The sequence below is a fragment of the Pseudomonas sp. WS 5059 genome, assembly GCF_012985525.1.
In the GTDB taxonomy this organism is placed as follows: Bacteria; Pseudomonadota; Gammaproteobacteria; order Pseudomonadales; family Pseudomonadaceae; genus Aquipseudomonas.
Map to the genome: position 1 here is coordinate 25492 of NZ_JAAQWO010000004.1, position 16311 is coordinate 41802.

12 protein-coding genes are annotated in these 16311 nt (G+C 63.2%); all 12 read left to right on the forward strand.

What is annotated here, in order from left to right; genetic code table 11:
• Nucleotides 1-93: 93 nt before the first annotated feature.
• Complete coding sequence (locus HBO12_RS12590) at nt 94-525, forward strand: MarR family winged helix-turn-helix transcriptional regulator (protein ID WP_169953986.1); 432 nt, start codon at nt 94-96, stop codon at nt 523-525.
• Nucleotides 522-2600, forward strand: coding sequence for an FUSC family protein (locus tag HBO12_RS12595; protein ID WP_170042292.1), 2079 nt, complete (start codon nt 522-524; stop codon nt 2598-2600). The genes HBO12_RS12590 and HBO12_RS12595 overlap by 4 nt, the downstream gene beginning before the upstream one ends.
• Nucleotides 2597-2806 (forward strand): DUF1656 domain-containing protein, encoded by a 210-nt coding sequence (locus tag HBO12_RS12600; RefSeq protein WP_029298814.1) that lies wholly within the window; start codon nt 2597-2599, stop codon nt 2804-2806. Before HBO12_RS12595 ends, HBO12_RS12600 begins: the two co-directional genes overlap by 4 nt.
• Nucleotides 2803-3693, forward strand: a complete 891-nt coding sequence (locus HBO12_RS12605; RefSeq protein WP_169953984.1) for an efflux RND transporter periplasmic adaptor subunit — start codon at nt 2803-2805, stop codon at nt 3691-3693. The genes HBO12_RS12600 and HBO12_RS12605 overlap by 4 nt, the downstream gene beginning before the upstream one ends.
• Nucleotides 3690-5144, forward strand: coding sequence for an efflux transporter outer membrane subunit (locus HBO12_RS12610; RefSeq protein WP_170042293.1), 1455 nt, complete (start codon nt 3690-3692; stop codon nt 5142-5144). The genes HBO12_RS12605 and HBO12_RS12610 overlap by 4 nt, the downstream gene beginning before the upstream one ends.
• Nucleotides 5145-5225: 81 nt before the next feature.
• A complete protein-coding gene (locus tag HBO12_RS12615) occupies nt 5226-5858 on the forward strand; it encodes an NADH:ubiquinone oxidoreductase subunit N (RefSeq protein WP_169953982.1) in 633 nt (210 codons plus the stop codon).
• Between the two features lie 231 nt (nt 5859-6089).
• Entirely contained in the window at nt 6090-7586 is a 1497-nt protein-coding gene (locus HBO12_RS12620; protein WP_169953981.1) for a YdgA family protein, read from the forward strand.
• Between the two features lie 311 nt (nt 7587-7897).
• Entirely contained in the window at nt 7898-10348 is a 2451-nt protein-coding gene (gene pgaA / locus HBO12_RS12625; RefSeq protein ID WP_170042294.1) for a poly-beta-1,6 N-acetyl-D-glucosamine export porin PgaA, read from the forward strand.
• Between the two features lie 12 nt (nt 10349-10360).
• Complete coding sequence (gene pgaB / locus HBO12_RS12630; protein ID WP_170042295.1) at nt 10361-12361, forward strand: poly-beta-1,6-N-acetyl-D-glucosamine N-deacetylase PgaB; 2001 nt, start codon at nt 10361-10363, stop codon at nt 12359-12361.
• 3 nt (nt 12362-12364) lie between these two features.
• A complete protein-coding gene (gene pgaC / locus HBO12_RS12635) occupies nt 12365-13711 on the forward strand; it encodes a poly-beta-1,6-N-acetyl-D-glucosamine synthase (protein WP_169953979.1) in 1347 nt (448 codons plus the stop codon).
• The gene (pgaD, locus tag HBO12_RS12640) at nt 13708-14157 is read left to right on the forward strand and encodes a poly-beta-1,6-N-acetyl-D-glucosamine biosynthesis protein PgaD (protein WP_169953978.1); all 450 of its coding nucleotides are present in this window, start codon (nt 13708-13710) and stop codon (nt 14155-14157) included. The genes pgaC and pgaD overlap by 4 nt, the downstream gene beginning before the upstream one ends.
• Nucleotides 14158-14589: 432 nt before the next feature.
• Nucleotides 14590-16308, forward strand: a complete 1719-nt coding sequence (locus HBO12_RS12645; protein WP_170042296.1) for a ShlB/FhaC/HecB family hemolysin secretion/activation protein — start codon at nt 14590-14592, stop codon at nt 16306-16308.
• Nucleotides 16309-16311 lie beyond the last annotated feature (3 nt).

Consider the following 16311-nt stretch of genomic DNA (forward strand, 5'->3'; position numbering starts at 1 on the left):
ACTTGACGAGATTCCATTCCTTGATCATATTGATAGTTAGCAAACTAACTGTATGCGAATGATCTCGTGCCCCAAACCCTCGAAACCCTACATATGAGCCTCAGCAGCAGCATGGTCGCAGGCGCCCGTCACTGGCGCAAAATCTGCCAGACCACGCTGGTGAGCTACGGTATTTCCGAAGCCTGTGCGGTGCCTTTACTGATGATCGGCCGTCTTGGCGACGGCGTGCATCAAGTCAAGGTGGCCCAGGCCTCGGGGATGGAAAGCCCATCCCTGGTGCGCCTGCTGGACCAACTGTGCAGCGCAGGTTATGTGTGCCGCGCCGAAGACCTGCACGACCGCCGCGCCAAGGCCTTGAGCCTGACCGAACGGGGCCGGGAGTTGGTGCAGGCCGTTGAAGCACAATTGGTGCGCCTGCGCCGTGAAGTGCTGGCAGATATTGCCCCTGCCGACCTGGAGGCAGCGTTGCGGGTACTGCGCGCTTTCGAAGACGCCAGCCAGCCGCCCGTGGTCGTGGCTTCTTGAACGGATTTTTTACCGGCATGCCGCCGGCCCGGGATTGGTTCTACGGCGTGCGCACTTTCGCCGCCTCCATGATTGCCCTGTACATCGCCATGCTCATGCAAATGCCGCGTCCGTATTGGGCGATGGCCACGGTGTATATCGTTTCCAGCCCGTTTGTCGGGCCCACCAGCTCCAAGGCCTTGTACCGTGCGATCGGCACCTTTCTGGGGGCGATGGCGGCGGTGTTTTTCGTGCCGATGTTTGTGCAGACGCCGTTCCTGCTGGTGGTGGTGATTGCACTGTGGACTGGCATTCTGCTGTTTCTGTCCCTGCATTTGCGCACCGCCAACAGCTACGCGTTGATGCTGGCGGGTTACACCTTGCCGTTGATCGCCCTGCCGGTGGTGGATAACCCCCTGGCGGTGTGGGATGTGGCCGAGGCGCGCACCGAAGAGATCTTCCTTGGCATCGCCGTGGCGGCGGTGGTCGGCGCGATGTTCTGGCCACGGCGCCTGGCGCCGGTGTTCGATGATTCGGTGCGCAAATGGTTTGCCGACGCGACGGTCTACAGCCAGCGCTTCCTCACGCGTAATGTGCAGCCCGAAGAAGTCAGCAGCCTGCGCGGCGGCATGGTCGCGACCTTCAACACCCTGGAATTGATGATCGGCCAACTGCCCCACGAAGGCGCGCGGCCGCAAACGGTGCGCAACACCAAGGAACTGCGCGGGCGCATGATCCATCTGTTGCCGGTGGTGGATGCCCTGGATGACGCGCTGTATGCCCTGGAGCGCCGCACCCCGGAGTTGGTCAGCAAGTTTGCGCCGCTGCTGGCGGCCACCACCGAGTGGCTGCAAAGCACCGCCAGTGAGGCGTCGGTGGAACGCTGGCGCGCCCTGCGTGACCAGCTCGAAGCCCTGCAACCCGACGCCGAGGCCCTGGACGATCGCCATCAGTTGCTGTTTTCCAACGCGCTGTATCGCCTTGGCGAGTGGATCGACCTGTGGCAAGACTGCCGCAGCCTGCAAGCTGCCATCCACAGCGAAAGCCAGGCCCCGTGGCGCGCGGTCTACCGCCATTGGCGCCTGGGCCGGCTGACGCCGTTTCTTGACCGTGGCCTGATGTTCTACTCGGCGTTTTCCACGGTCAGCGCGATCATCGTCGCCTCGGTGCTGTGGATTCTGCTGGGCTGGACCGACGGCGGCAGCGCGGTGATCCTTGCGGCGGTAGCGTGCAGTTTCTTCGCCTCGATGGACGACCCGGCGCCCCAGATCTACCGGTTCTTTTTCTGGACCGCGATGTCGGTGCTGTTCGCCAGCCTCTACCTGTTTCTGATCCTGCCCAACCTGCATGATTTCCCGATGCTGGTGCTGGCGTTCGCGGTGCCCTTTATCTGGGTCGGCACCCTGACGGTGCAACCGCGCTTCTACCTGGGCATGCTGCTGACCATCGTCAACACCTCGTCCTTTATCAGCATCCAGGGCGCCTATGACGCGGATTTTCTGAGCTTCGCCAACTCCAACCTCGCCGGCCCCGTGGGCTTGCTGTTTGCCTTTGTCTGGACTCTGATTGCGCGGCCCTTTGGCGCCGAACTGGCGGCCAAGCGCCTGACCCGTTTCAGCTGGCGCGATATCGTCGGGCTCACGCAGCCGGCGACCCTCGCCGAGCACCGGCGCCTGGGCGTGCAAATGCTCGACCGCCTGATGCAGCACCTGCCGCGCCTGGCCATGACCGGCCAGGACACCGGCGTCGCCCTGCGCGAGCTGCGCGTGGCGCTGAACCTGCTCGACCTGCTGGCCTACGCACCCCGCATCCTCGGCGTGCCACGGGTGTTGCTCGACCAGGTGGTGGCCGAGGTTGGCGAGTACTTCAAGGCGTGCCTGAAGGCCGGTGAACGCCTGCCGGCTCCCAGCGGTCTGCTGATGACCCTGGACCGCACCCGCCGCGCCCTCAATGGCCAGGGCCTGCAAGGCGAGGGCGAAACCCGCCTGCACCTGCTGCATGCCCTCAGCGGCCTGCGCCTGGCGTTGTTGCCCGGCGTGGAGTTTGTCAGCACAGGCGAGATGGACGCGCCGTTACCCGATGGAGCGCCTCTATGATCGGTGACCTGGATATCAGCGGGGTATTCCTGCCCACGCTGCTGGTGCTGATGGGCATTACGTATGGCTTTTACCTGGTGGTGCACGGGCTGTTGAACCGCGTCCACTTCTATCGCCTGGTCTGGCACCGGGCATTATTCAATGTGGCTCTCTACGCGCTGTTGCTGGGCGCTGTGGACTCACTCAGTCGATACCTGATGACATGAAAAAACCTTTTTTGACGATTGGCCGTGTGGTCCTGACATTACTGGTAGTGACCTTCGCCTGCGTCGTGGTCTGGCGCATGGTGATGTACTACATGTTCGCGCCCTGGACCCGTGACGGGCATATCCGCGCCGACATCGTGCAGATCGCCCCGGACGTGTCCGGGCTGATCCAGCAAGTGGACGTGCGCGACAACCAGTTGGTAACCCGTGGCCAGGTGCTGTTTTCGGTGGACCAGGACCGCTTCAAGCTCGCCCTGCGCCAGGCCCAGGCGGCCGTGGCCGACCGCCAGGAAACCCTGGCCCAGGCCCAGCGCGAAGCCAAGCGCAACCGTGGCCTGGGCAACCTGGTGGCCAGCGAGCAACTGGAAGAAAGCCAGTCCCGGGTGGCCCGCGCCCAGTCGGCCCTGGCCGAAGCGCAGGTAACGGTGGACAGCGCCCAGCTCAACCTCGACCGCTCGGTGATCCGCAGCCCGGTGGACGGCTACGTCAACGACCGTGCGCCTCGGGCCCAGGAGTTCGTGACCGCCGGGCGCCCGGTGTTGTCGGTGGTGGACAGCAACTCCTTCCACATCGACGGCTACTTTGAAGAGACCAAGCTGGACGGCATCCATGTCGGCCAACGCGTGGATATCCGCGTGATTGGCGACAACGCGCGCTTGCGCGGGCATGTGCAGAGCATCGTCGCCGGTATTGAAGACCGCGACCGCACCAGCGGCTCCAACCTGCTGCCCAACGTCAACCCGGCGTTCAGTTGGGTGCGCCTGGCCCAGCGGATTCCGGTGCGTATTGCCTTTGATGATGTGCCGGCGGATTTCCGCATGATCGCCGGGCGCACGGCCACCGTCTCGATCATCGATGACCAGCCCAAGGCCGGAGACCAGCCATGAAGCAACTGCTGGCGACCGCAGGGCTGGGGCTGGGGCTGGGGCTGCTGCTGTCGGCCTGCCAGGTGGTAGGCCCGGATTACCAGTTGCCGGACCAAGCGGCGATCAACCGTGGCGACCTGCAAGGCCAATTGGCCGGGCAGGGCAGTCATGTGGTCTCGGCCCCGGTGCCCGCCGACTGGTGGAAGCTGTATCAGGACCCGCGCCTGGATGAACTGGTGCGCCAGGCCATGGCCTCCAACACCGACCTGCGCGTGGCGGCAGCCAACCTGCAACGGGCGCGTTTCCAGGTGCAGGAAGCGCAATCGGCGGGCGGCTGGAGCGGCGGGGTCAAGCTTGGCGCCCAGCGTTTGCAGGAGTCCGGCGAGGCCTTTTTGCAGGCCAATAAGGTGCCGGTGGCGAATGTCGGTGATATTGGCATCACCACCTCCTATCAGTTCGACCTGTTCGGCACCCTGCAGCGCGGCATCGAAGGCGCCCAGGCCAATGCCGACGCGACCCAGGCCGCCGTCGATACCGCGCGCATCACCCTGGTTGCTGACGTGGTGCGCTCCTACACCCAGGTGTGCGCGGCCAACGAAGAGCTGCACATCGCCCAACAGTCCCTCGACCTGCAAGCCCAGAGCACGCGCCTGACCCAGCGCCTGCGCGATGCCGGGCGGGGCGATGAAACCCAGGTCACCCGCTCGCAAACCCAATTCAAGTCTCTGCGCGCCGAACTGCCGCGCTTTGAGGCGGCGCGCCAGGCGGGGTTGTTCCGCCTGTCGATGCTCCTGGCCAAGCCCCTGGACCAATTGCCGACCGGCACCCGCGATTGCGCCGAGTTGCCGCAGATTGCCCAACTGCTACCGGTGGGCGACGGCGCAACGCTGCTCAAGCGCCGCCCCGACGTGCGCCAGGCCGAACGCCGGTTGGCGGCGGCGACGGCGGGCATTGGCGTGGCCACCGGCGAGCTGTACCCGGATATCAGCATCGGCGCCTCCATTGGCACCGTGGGCATTATCGACAACCTCGGCAAACCGGCCACCAACCGCTGGGGGTTCGGCCCCTTGTTGAGCTGGACGGTGCCATCCAACGGCTCGCGTGCGCGCATCCACGAAGCCGAAGCCGCGACCCAGGGCGCCCTGGCGCACTTTGACGGGGTGGTACTCAATGCCATCCGCGAGACCCAGACCGGGCTTGCGCAATACACCGCCCAATTGCAGCGCCGCGATGCCCTGGCCGAGGCCGAGCAGTCGGCGCAACAGGCCGCCGACCAGACGCACCGCTTCTTCCAGGCCGGCCGCGAGTCGTTTCTCGCCGACCTGCAGGCCACGCGCACCTACACCGATATGCGCGCGCAACTGGCCCAGGCCAATAGCCAGGTGGCAATGAGCCAGATCGACCTGTTCCTAGCCCTGGGCGGCGGCTGGGAAAGCGGACGAACGCAAGGTACGGAACCCGGCAAACCCTGAGGCGGTTGCTATGCTTTGATCAGACGGGCTTGCGTGATGGCCCGCTGATCACTGCCTGCGTTGCTCATGGGGATTCCAATAATGAAAAACCCTTATGCTCCCGCTTTCTGGTGCGTGCTCTTCGCACTGGTGTTGTTATCGGCGACTTACTTCTACGGTGTCATGCTGGCCCATCAACTGGATAAGGCCATGGTGTTCCTCGACAGCGCCTGCGCGTTGATCGCCGCATTGTCCGTGGGCGTGGTGGCCTGGGCGTCGTACCAGGGCCAGCGGACCCAGAAGAAAATCCTCGAGCAAGGCAAGACGCGGGTGGCGATCTGGGACACCAAGGTTGCCCTGCGCCGGGTCGAAACCGTGTTCGACCGCTATTTCTGGGGTAGCTACTGGCAGCCGGGGCGTACGTTCCAGGAAGTCATGGGCGAACTGACCGGCACCCCCCTGGAAAAAAGCCTCGAAGCCTTGAAGAAACAATGCGTGGTACTCGACCGGCAAGTGGCTGAAGGACGGCATTGGCTGAACAACGCCCGGGAGCTGTCAGACGTTGCCACCGCCATGGCCCGCGAGCGTTACCAGCTGGACTTCTACGACCCCAAGGCCGACACACCGGGCAATGCGGTGATTCATCGCGAGTTTGAAGTGCTGGTGTACACCTGGACCGCACGGCTGAAGAGCTTCGATCACCAGCTCGACGAGATCGAGATGGAATACTCCTGACCCCCACCGCCCCCTGTAGGTGCCGGCTTGCCGGCGAGACGACCTTGAGCCCTGCGCCGCCCATTCGGCCGCCATCGCCGGCAAGCCGGGGGCGTGTGTATGGCGGGCCTTGCGACAAGCCCCCGTGCCAGTGCTAACCTTGCCCCGATTTTCGGCGGGCTTGAGCCGACGCCCCACTTCGGGGTTCAGGGAAGACAGCCCACTTCGCACAGGATTGGATCAGGACACTTCATGAATAAATCAGCCGTTGTACTCTTGGGTTTTGTTGCCGCCGTCGGCGTGGTCAGTGCTGGCGGTGCCTGGTACACCGGCAGCCAGTTGGAAGGGGTGCTGAAAACCACGATCGAAGACGCCAACAAAGAGATGGAACGCTCCCTGGCCGGTGTCGATGGCCGCATGACCCTGGAGATGGTCTCCCTGGACCGCGGCTGGTTCAGCAGCACCGGCCACTTCCGTCTCAAGGCTGAAGGTGCGGCATTCGGTGAACAGTTCAAAGACAGCGAACTGCTGTTTGTCGACCGTATCGAACACGGCCCGCTGCCCTTCTCGCGCCTGGTAACCCTGAAGTGGTGGCCGGTGCTGGCTACCAGCCATTTGGCGCTTGAGAAGAACCCGACCACCGAAAAATGGTTCGCCGCCACCAAGGACGTTTCGCCGGTCAAGGGTGTGGCCAACATCGGCTTCAACCGTTCGGTCAACGGCAACCTGGAGCTGCTGCCCCTGGAGTACAAGGACGGCACCACCAGTGTCACCTTCTCCGGCCTGAACATGGACTACTTCAACACCGAAAAGGCGACAGAGATCAAGGTCGACGGTTACATGGACGCCCTCAAGGTCTCCCTGGTCGACCCCAAGGGGGCACCGTTCCAGGCAGAGCTCAATGGCTTGACCCTCGCCAGTAACTTGACCAAGAGCAACTTCGGCTTTTATGTCGGCCAGAATACCGTCGTGTTGAGCAACAGCACGTTCACCTTTGGCCCGGAACAAGCCGTGCTGACCGTCAAAGGGTTCGAGCAGAAAGACAGCAGCGATACCAAGGACAACAACCTCAGCGGTCGCGTCGACTACAAAATCACCGAGATCGGATACCAGGGCAAACCCGTGGGTTCGGCGGCCATGGCCGTGAGCGTTAAGAACATCGACGTGCCATCGACCATGGTGCTGACCAAGCTCTATCAGGACAAGATGCAACCGGTGCAGGCTGCCCAGGCTGCCGGCCAACCGATCCCAGAACTGCAACTGAGCGAAGCCGAGCAAGTGCTGGCCCAGGCCAACGTTGACCTGCTGCTGGCCGCCAAGCCGCAAGTGGCCCTGGAAAACCTGTCCCTGAAGACCGCCAATGGCGAAAGCCGCTTCAACCTGGTGGTGGACCTGACCAAGCCGTCCACCATGGAGCTGCCGCCGGTTGAACTGGCCAAGCAGATGATCACCCTGCTGGATGCCAACCTGACCCTGTCCAAGCCGATGATCTCTGATGTGGCTGCCCTGCAAGCGCAGATCGGTGGCGTGACCGACCCGAAAGCCATCGAGCAGCAATCGCAGATGGCCAGCGAGATGGTCAGCGGCATGGCTGTTGGCACGCAGTTGGCGACCCTGGAAGGCAACGACATCCTGGCCAAGCTGCACTACGCCAACAATGAAGTGACCTTCAATGGCCAGAAAATGACCGTCGAGCAGTTTATCGGCGGCGTACTGGGCAAACTGGGTGCGGTCAGCGGCGCGCAGTAAGGCCGCCCGCCCCCTGTAGAAATACGGTCTGTGTAGGAGCTGGCTTGCCGGCGATGGCATCACCTCGGTGTATCAGTGACACTGAGGTGATGCCATCGCCGGCAAGCCAGCTCCCACACAAGCCCCACATTTGATCTCCACCGGTTTGTAGGACGATTCTGAACAATTGTCCTGATTTGCCCTATTCCATATCCTTCTCAGGGATATTGCGCCCCAGGAAAGCTTGGCCGGGTCATCAGACACCGGCGGCCTGATGCGTGTTGTACAGGCGAACCTATCGCTACAGCTTTCCAAGTAAGGAAGCTGACGACATGTTGCGTAATTTCTCTCCCTCTGGCCCTGGCCGCCTGCGTCTATTGATCGGTGCCGCCTTGTTGCTGCCGACCCTGGCCGTGGCCGATCCTGCCTATGATTCCCTGATTCGCCAGGCCCGTACCGGCAACTACACGCCGGCGCTCAACCTGCTGCGCCAATTGCCTGCCGAGCGCCAGACCTCTGGCCAGGTCAGCGATCACCTGCTGATTGCCAGTTGGGCGCGCCAGGATGACGAAGTGCTCAAGGTCTATGAGACCCAGGGGCGCCAGCGCCAACTGACCACCCAAGCGCTGACCACCGTGGCCCGCACCTACCGCAATCAACAGCGTTGGGCGCCCGCCGAGGCGGTGTATCGCCAGGCCTTGCTGCGCGAACTGAACAACCCGGACCTGCAACTGGGCCTGGCCATGACCCTGGCCGACGGCGGCAAAACCGCCGAGGCCGTACAGCGTGCGCGCACCCTGGTGGCGGCCAAGCCTGAGGATGTCCAGCGTCGCATGGCCCTGGGCTACGCGTTGTCCCGTGCCGGGCAGCCCTATGATTCGCTGTTCGAATTCGACCAGGCGTTTATCCGCGCCGGCAACCAGCCCGAGGTGGTGCGCGAATACCTGATCGCCCTGCAACGTGCACGTATGCCGGAACCGGCCCTGCGCCTGAGCGCCCGCCACCCCGGCCTGCTGGACCCGGTGACCCAGCGCCGCCTGGAAGGTGACCTGGCTGCCGAACGCGTGCGCCTGGCTGAATTCCCGACGCGCAGTGAAAGCGAACGCTTTGTGATCGCCGACCGTGCCCTCAAGGATTACGACCAACTGCTCGCCACCTGGACCCCGGACGCCAGTGCCCATGACGATGTGGTGCGCTGGCGCATCGACCGCCTGGGCGCGCTCAAGGCCCGCGCACGTACCGCCGAGGTGCTCCACGACTACGAAGCCTTGCAAGCTCAAGGCGTGCAGTTGCCCAACTACGCCCTGCGCTGGGTGGCCGCCGCCTACCTCGATCAACGCCTGCCGGAAAAGGCTGCGCCGCTGTATCGCCAGGCGGTGATTGCGCCGGACGCCGACCCCAGCAACCAAGTGGTCGACAGCACCGCGCTGTACTACTCCTTGCTGGAAAACGACCAGACCCGCGAAGCCCGCGCCGTCGCAAACGACCTGGCGAGCACGCAAAAACCTCGGGTTGAACTCAAGGGCCTGCCCCTCGGTAACCCCAACGATGCGTGGTTGGCCGCCCAGCAACTGGCGGCCCAGGCCGCGACCTACGGCGCCGATCTGCCGACCAGTGAAAAAAGCCTGGAAACCCTGGTGCGCACCTCGCCTGGCAATGTCGGCATGCGTGTGGCCCAGGCGGACATGTTCCGCGCCCGCGCCTGGCCGCGGCGTGCCGAAGTTGCCCTCAAGAACGCCGAGAACCAGAACCCGCGCCATATCGACCTGGAAGTCTCCCAAGGCTACAACGCGCTGGATCTGCAGGAGTGGCGCCAGCTCGATGTGCTCGCCGATGACGTAGTCGCCCGCGCCCCGGACAATCGCCAGGTCCAACGCCTGCAGCGCCTGCGCAAGGTGCATGAGATGGCCGAGCTGCGCATCGAGGCCGAAACCGGCAAAAGCCATGGCGGCGGGGCGGTCTCCGGCAGTCGCGACTGGGGGATCGAAACCCTGCTCTACAGCCCGCCCATCGATGAAGACTGGCGGATATTCGGCGGTATCGGCTACGCCACCGCCGACTTTGAAGAAGGTACCGGCCACCACCGCTGGCAGCGCCTGGGGGTGGAGCGGCGTACCCGTGATATGACCCTGGAGGCCGAAGTCTCCAATCACTCCTACGGCAAAGGCACCAAGCAAGGTGCACGCCTGGCGATTGCCCGGGACATCAACGACCACTGGCAGTACGGGGGCAGCCTTGACTACCTGGCCGCCAGCACGCCGTTGCGCGCGCTCAATGCCAACGTCACCGCCAACGGCGGTAGCGGGTTTATCCGCTGGAGCGCCAACGAGAGCCGTGAGTGGAAACTGGCGCTGAGCCCGTCCCACTTCAGTGACGGTAACGACCGTGTTGAAGCGTCGCTCATCGGCCGTGAGGGCGTCTACCGCTCGCCGGGCGTGCAAGTGGACCTTGGCCTGGAAGTCGCCACCAGCCGCAACAGCAAGGAAGAAGCGGCGTATTTCAACCCGCGCTCAGACTTCAGCGTGCTGCCCACGGTGAGCGTCAACCATGTGCTTTATCACCGCTACGAAACCCAGTGGAGTCAGCAGTTCCAGGCCGGTGCGGGCACCTACAGCCAGCGCGATTACGCCACCGGCGCCATTGGTTTGCTCAGTTACGGCCAGCGTTATCGCTGGAACGACGTACTGGAGACCGGCGCCAACCTGAGCTGGATCAACCGACCTTATGACGGTGAGCGCGAAAGCGATGTGCGCCTGATCGTCGACCTCACTTACCGTTTCTAGAAGAGTCCGATCATGACCCTTGTTTCCCGTTGCCTGCTGGCCCTGGGCTTTCTGCTGAGCAGTGCCTGTGCCCAGTCGCCCGCGCCTTTTACGCCACCTGCTGAACGACTCAAACCGGTCAACGAAGCGCCGTGGCCGAAAAACCATTTCCTGGGCATTGCCTACCACGATGTCAACGACCGTGACCCCGACCAGAGAGTGGTGGCGGTGCGCACCGAACGCCTGATCGAACAGTTGTCCTGGCTGCGCGAGAACGGCTACCAGGCGGTCAGCGTCGACCAGGTCCTCGCCGCCCGCGCCGGTGGGCCAGAGCTGCCGGCCAAAGCCGTCATGCTCAGCTTCGACGACGGCTATTCGAGCTTCTACACCCGTGTCATGCCGATCCTGCGTGCCTACCAGTGGCCGGCCGTGCTGGCGCCGGTGGGCAGTTGGGTCGACACGCCGTTGAACCAACCGGTGGATTTTGCCGGCGTGCCGCGTGACCGCGCGGAGTTTCTGACCTGGCAACAAGTGCGCGAAGTGGCGCAATCGGGCCTGGTGGAAATCGCTGCCCACACCGACGCCAACCACAAGGGCGTGCTGGCCAACCCCCAGGGCAACCTGCAACCGGCCGCCGCCACCCGGCGCTATGACCCGGTCACCGGCAGTTATGAATCCGAAGCGCAGTTCCAGGCACGGATGCGCGCCGACGTCGCGGCGATTTCCAACAAGATCCGCGCCGTTACCGGCAAGGCCCCGCGTGTATGGGTATGGCCGTATGGGGCGGCGGATGGCACCTCCCTGGCGGTGGTGGGTGAGCAGGGCTACCAGATGGCCCTGACCCTGGAGGACGGCCTCGATAACCTCGGCAACTTGATGAGCAGCCCGCGCTTTCTGGTGGACAACGACCCGTACGGCGAGGACTTCGCCAACAGCATGGTCTCGGCGCAGGTCAAAGCGCCGATGCGCGTGCTGCATGTGGACCTCGATCATGTCTACGACCCGGACAAGGCGCAGGAAGCGCGCAACCTCGATGCGCTGGTCCAGCGTGTGCTGGACATGGGCGTCGACACCGTGTTCCTCCAGGCCTTCGCCGACCCCAAGGGTGATGGCCTGGCGCGTTCGCTGTACTTCCCCAACCGCCATCTGCCGATGCGTGCCGACCTGTTCAACCGCGTCAGTTGGCAGCTGCACACCCGTGGCGGCCTGGTCAAGGTCTACGCCTGGATGCCCGTGCTCAGCTTTGCCCTGGACCCCAAGCTGCCCCGCGTCAGCCGTTGGGACCCGGCCACCGGCAAGGTAGCCGTCGACCCGAAACAGTACCAGCGCCTGTCGCCATTCGATCCCCAAGTGCGCAAAGTCATCGGTGAGATCTACGAAGACCTGGCCCGTACCAGCGCTATCCACGGCGTGTTGTTCCACGACGACGCCGTGCTCTCGGACTTTGAAGACGCCAGCCCCCAAGCCCTGAAAACCTACGCCGCCAACGGCCTGCCGGGCAGCATCCAGGCGCTGCGTGCCGACCCTGAGGCGATGCAGCGCTGGACCCGTTTCAAGAGTCGCTACCTGATCGACTTCACCCATGAACTGACCGCCAAGGTCCGCACCCTGCGCGGCCCGGAAGTGCTCACCGCGCGCAATATCTTCGCCGAGCCGATGCTCAACCCGGCCAGCGAAGCCTGGTTTGCGCAGAACCTCGACGACTTCCTCAAGCACTACGACTGGACCGCGCCGATGGCGATGCCCTTGATGGAAGGCCAGTCGCTGAAAAACTCCAACGCCTGGTTGGAAAAGCTCGTGGCCACGGTCAAGGCCCGGCCCGGTGCGATGCAACGCACGGTCTTCGAGCTACAGGCCAAGGATTGGCGCACTCCAGCCGCCCCGGACATTTCCGGCGTGCAAATGGCGGAGTGGATGGGTGTGCTCAAGCGCCAGGGTGCCAGCAGTTTTGGCTACTACCCCGACAACTTCCTGGAGAATTCGCCGGATCTGAACACCGTGCGTCCGGCCCTTTCCAACAAATGGAATCCTTGACTCATGTTCGACAGAATCCTTGCTCTTCTCGTGTTGGCATTGGTGTTGGGGGTGCCCCTGGGCCTGATGTTCCTGGTCACCGGGCAGTTCCTGATGGAGTTCGTGTTTTTCTACCCGTTGTTCATGTCCGGGCTGTGGATCGCCGGTGGCGTGTATTTCTGGCTGCACTGGGAGCGCCACTGGCCGTGGTCCGATGACACCCCGGCGCCGGCGCTCAAGGGCGAGCCGCTGATCTCGATCCTGATCCCTTGCTACAACGAAGGCGACAACGCCGCCGAGACCATCGGCGCGGCGTTGGCCCAGCGTTATCGCAACCTGGAAGTGATTGCGATCAACGACGGCTCCAGCGACAACACCGCCGAAGTACTCGATGCCCTGGCGCTGCAAGAGCCGCGCCTGCGCGTGTTGCACCTGGCGCAAAACCAGGGCAAGGCCGTGGCCTTGCGCATGGGCGCCGTGGCGGCGCGCAGCGAATACCTGGTGTGCATCGACGGCGACGCCTTGCTCGACCGCAATGCCGCCGCCTACCTGGTGGCGCCGATGCTCGACAACCCACGGCTTGGCGCGGTCACCGGCAACCCGCGCATCCGCACGCGCTCGACCTTGATCGGCCGGGTACAGGTGGGCGAGTTCTCTTCGATCATTGGTCTGATCAAGCGCACCCAGCGGGTCTTCGGGCGGATTTTCACCGTGTCCGGCGTAGTGGTGGCGTTTCGGCGGGCGGCCCTGGACCGGGTCGACTACTGGAGCACCGACATGATCACCGAAGACATCGACGTGAGCTGGAAGCTGCAACTGGACCACTGGAGCATCTTCTACGAGCCGCGCGCGCTGTGCTGGATCCTCATGCCCGAAACCCTCGGCGGCCTGTGGAAGCAGCGCCTGCGCTGGGCCCAGGGTGGTGCCGAGGTGCTGTTCAAGAACATTCGCGGGATCTGGCAATGGCGCCACCGCTACCTGTGGCCGTTGTTGTTCGAATACTGCCTGTCCACCGGCTGGGCCTTCACCTTCCTGCTGTCGGTGATTTTCTGGGGCGTGGGCAAAGTGGTGCCGTTGCCTGAGGCGATTGCCGTCAGCTCGCTGATGCCACCGGCCTTCACCGGCTTGCTGCTGGCGGTGGTGTGCCTGGTGCAGTTCGCCGTGAGCATCATGATTGACCGGCGCTACGAGCGCGGCCTGTGGAAAACCCTGTTCTGGACCGTCTGGTACCCGCTGGTGTTCTGGCTGGTGAGCCTGTTCACCACCCTGGTCAGCTTTCCCAAAGTCCTGTTCCGCCAACATCAAAAACGCGCGCGCTGGGTCAGCCCGGATCGCGGCATCAAGGCACCTGCCAAGGAAGTGAAGCCATGAACCTGATCCGTACCCCACAGCGGCCTGTGATGCAGGCCATCGATATTTTCCTGACCCTGCTGGCCTGGGCCGGGCTGGTGATCCTGCTGGTGCGCGGCCTGGTGCCGATGCTCGACAGCCACGGCGGCCCACGCATCGACGCCCCGATCTTTGCTGCGCTGAACACCTTGCAGATCTACCTGTGGATTGCCCTGTTCAACGCGGTACTGCTGATCAGTTGGGCGCGCTACCAGCAGCGGCGCGGCAAGCGCTTCGCCCAGCGCCGGGCGGCGGGCAAGGCCTTGAGTGATCACGGCCTGAGCGAGAGCTTCCGGTTGGCGGCGGGGGAGCTTGAACAACTGCGCCGGCCGGGGGTGTTGGTGATTCATAACGACCAGGAGGGCGGGGTGCAGGCGGTGACGGCACAACGGCGGGAGCTGAAGCTGGTGGCGGAACGCGTTGGGTAGGAGCCGGCTTGCCGGCGATGGTCGTCAACGATGACGTTGGGTATCTGACACTCTGCGGCGGTCTCGCGGCCGTCATCGCTGGCAAGCCAGCTCTTACAGGGAGGGATCTGCGGTACCTATCGTCAGAAATGGGATCCAATTCACAAAATAACCGCGAACTTTTCCGCTTATTTGGCTACTAAACCATCTCGGCACAACATTGATGGCTAACTAGTGGCAACTTTCAAGTTGCGCCGAAAGCTGTATCAAAACTGATACCGCTTGTCGGAATAAAAATTCCGAATACAAGCATTTAATTGTTGCTGATAGTTTTTATCGTTATTAATCAGCAACTTATTGGTGATTTAATTTTTAGCTTCAACTAGCCGGGAATTTAGGCTGTGTAGAAGTTCGATGTTAGTTTGCCGCCCCTTGTTATTCGATGGATCGAACATGCCTTCGTTATTGCCACGGATTCGGTATTCCCTGTGTATTGCCCTGTTCGCCCTCTGTGGGTCAAACAGCGCAGTGGCCGCGACTTCGCCTGGCGATCAGGACCTGATCCGCGAGCGGCAAAACCGCTTGCTTGAAGAGCAGCGCCGGCGCCTCGAAGAGCTCAAGGAATTGCCCGGCAAGGAAGTCAAACCCGCAACGCCCACCGCCCCGGTAGATACCCGTTGCTTCGCGATCAAGACCATTGAACTCAAAGGCGCCGACAGCCTGTCCGCCCCCGAGCGTGAGCGCTTGATCAAGCCTTACATCGACCAGTGCCTGGGCGTGGCCCAGCTCAATCAACTGCTCAAGGCCGTCACCGATCACTACATCGACAAGGGCATGGTCACCAGCCGTGCCTACTTGCCGCAGCAGGATTTGTCCAAAGGGCATCTGCAAGTGTTGGTGGTCGAAGGCAAGCTCGAAGGCTTGAATAGCGCCGCCGACAGCAAGATCTCGGCGCGCGAGTTGGCCATGGCCTTCCCCGGCAAAAACGGCGACCTGCTCAACCTGCGGGAAATCGAGCAGGCCATCGATCAGCTCAACCGCTTGCCATCCAACCAGGCACAAATGGAGCTGGCCCCCGGCGAAGCCGTTGGCGGCAGTTCGGTGCTGGTGAAAAACACTCCGCAAAAGCCCTGGCGCGCCAGCCTGTCGCGCAATAACGACGGGCAGCAAAGCACCGGCGAACAGCAGTGGGGCGCCGGCCTTGAGTGGGACAGCCCCCTGGGCCTGGCGGACCAGTTGGTGTTGCGCGGCGGCCATGATGCGATCAGCGATCACCAGAAAACTTCGAAGAACGGCATGTTCTATTACAACGTGCCGTGGGGCTGGTGGAACTTCAGCTACACCTACAGCGAGAGCGATTACCGCGCGCTGGGCCAGGCCGACACGTTCAGCTTCAAGCAATCGGGTGACAGCCAGAACCACCAACTGCGCGCCGAGCGCGTGGTGCATCGTGATGACGTGAGCAAGACCTCGGTCAACGTCGGCCTGGCCCACTTGCGTACCAACAACTACGTGCTCAGCACTCGCCTGGACAGCAGCACGCGCTTGAGCGAGATGCAGGTCGGCATCAACCACGGTCGGCGGGTCGGCAGTGCCTTCGTCAACATGGATCTGGGCATGCAGAACGGCATTGGCCTGCTCGATGCCCAGTCCCAGGACGAACGTGGCGAATTCGGCAGTCGCCAACCCAATTCGCGCTACCGCAAATACACCGCCACCGTCAGCTACCTGCAACCGTTCACGCTGTGGGGCGAGTCGTTCAGTTTCACTAGCCTTGCCACCGGCCAACGCAGTGAAGACATACTCTTCAGCCCGCAGCGCATGAGCCTCGGTGGCTCGTCCTCGGTGCGCGGCTTCAAGGACCAGCAACTCAACGGTGACAGTGGCGGCTACTGGCGCAACGATCTGCGCTGGGCGCGGCCGGTGCTGGTGGATTGGTTGCGCCCGGCCTTCGGCGAATACGGCGTGAGCCTGGGTTACGACCAGGGCGTGATCCGCAATGACCGCTACAACGACATCGTCCACGGCCGGGTTTCCAGCAACTCCGTGGAGCTGTTCGCCCGTGGCAAAAACGTCAGCACCAGCGTGACCTTTGCCCACTCTTTGGAACGTCCGGCAGTGATGAGCGAGCGCGAAGCGCCGATCTACTTCCGGATGGATTTCTACCTGTAATTC

What these genes read in the sequence shown, in the direction of transcription:
- HBO12_RS12615 (WP_169953982.1), top strand. Translation starts at nt 5,226, where the DNA reads ATGAAAAACCCTTATGCTCCCGCTTTCTGGTGCGTGCTCTTCGCACTG.
- HBO12_RS12600 (WP_029298814.1), top strand. Translation starts at nt 2,597, where the DNA reads ATGATCGGTGACCTGGATATCAGCGGGGTATTCCTGCCCACGCTGCTG.
- HBO12_RS12620 (WP_169953981.1), top strand. Translation starts at nt 6,090, where the DNA reads ATGAATAAATCAGCCGTTGTACTCTTGGGTTTTGTTGCCGCCGTCGGC.
- pgaC (WP_169953979.1), top strand. Translation starts at nt 12,365, where the DNA reads ATGTTCGACAGAATCCTTGCTCTTCTCGTGTTGGCATTGGTGTTGGGG.
- HBO12_RS12645 (WP_170042296.1), top strand. Translation starts at nt 14,590, where the DNA reads ATGCCTTCGTTATTGCCACGGATTCGGTATTCCCTGTGTATTGCCCTG.
- pgaB (WP_170042295.1), top strand. Translation starts at nt 10,361, where the DNA reads ATGACCCTTGTTTCCCGTTGCCTGCTGGCCCTGGGCTTTCTGCTGAGC.
- HBO12_RS12605 (WP_169953984.1), top strand. Translation starts at nt 2,803, where the DNA reads ATGAAAAAACCTTTTTTGACGATTGGCCGTGTGGTCCTGACATTACTG.
- HBO12_RS12590 (WP_169953986.1), top strand. Translation starts at nt 94, where the DNA reads ATGAGCCTCAGCAGCAGCATGGTCGCAGGCGCCCGTCACTGGCGCAAA.
- HBO12_RS12610 (WP_170042293.1), top strand. Translation starts at nt 3,690, where the DNA reads ATGAAGCAACTGCTGGCGACCGCAGGGCTGGGGCTGGGGCTGGGGCTG.
- pgaD (WP_169953978.1), top strand. Translation starts at nt 13,708, where the DNA reads ATGAACCTGATCCGTACCCCACAGCGGCCTGTGATGCAGGCCATCGAT.
- pgaA (WP_170042294.1), top strand. Translation starts at nt 7,898, where the DNA reads ATGTTGCGTAATTTCTCTCCCTCTGGCCCTGGCCGCCTGCGTCTATTG.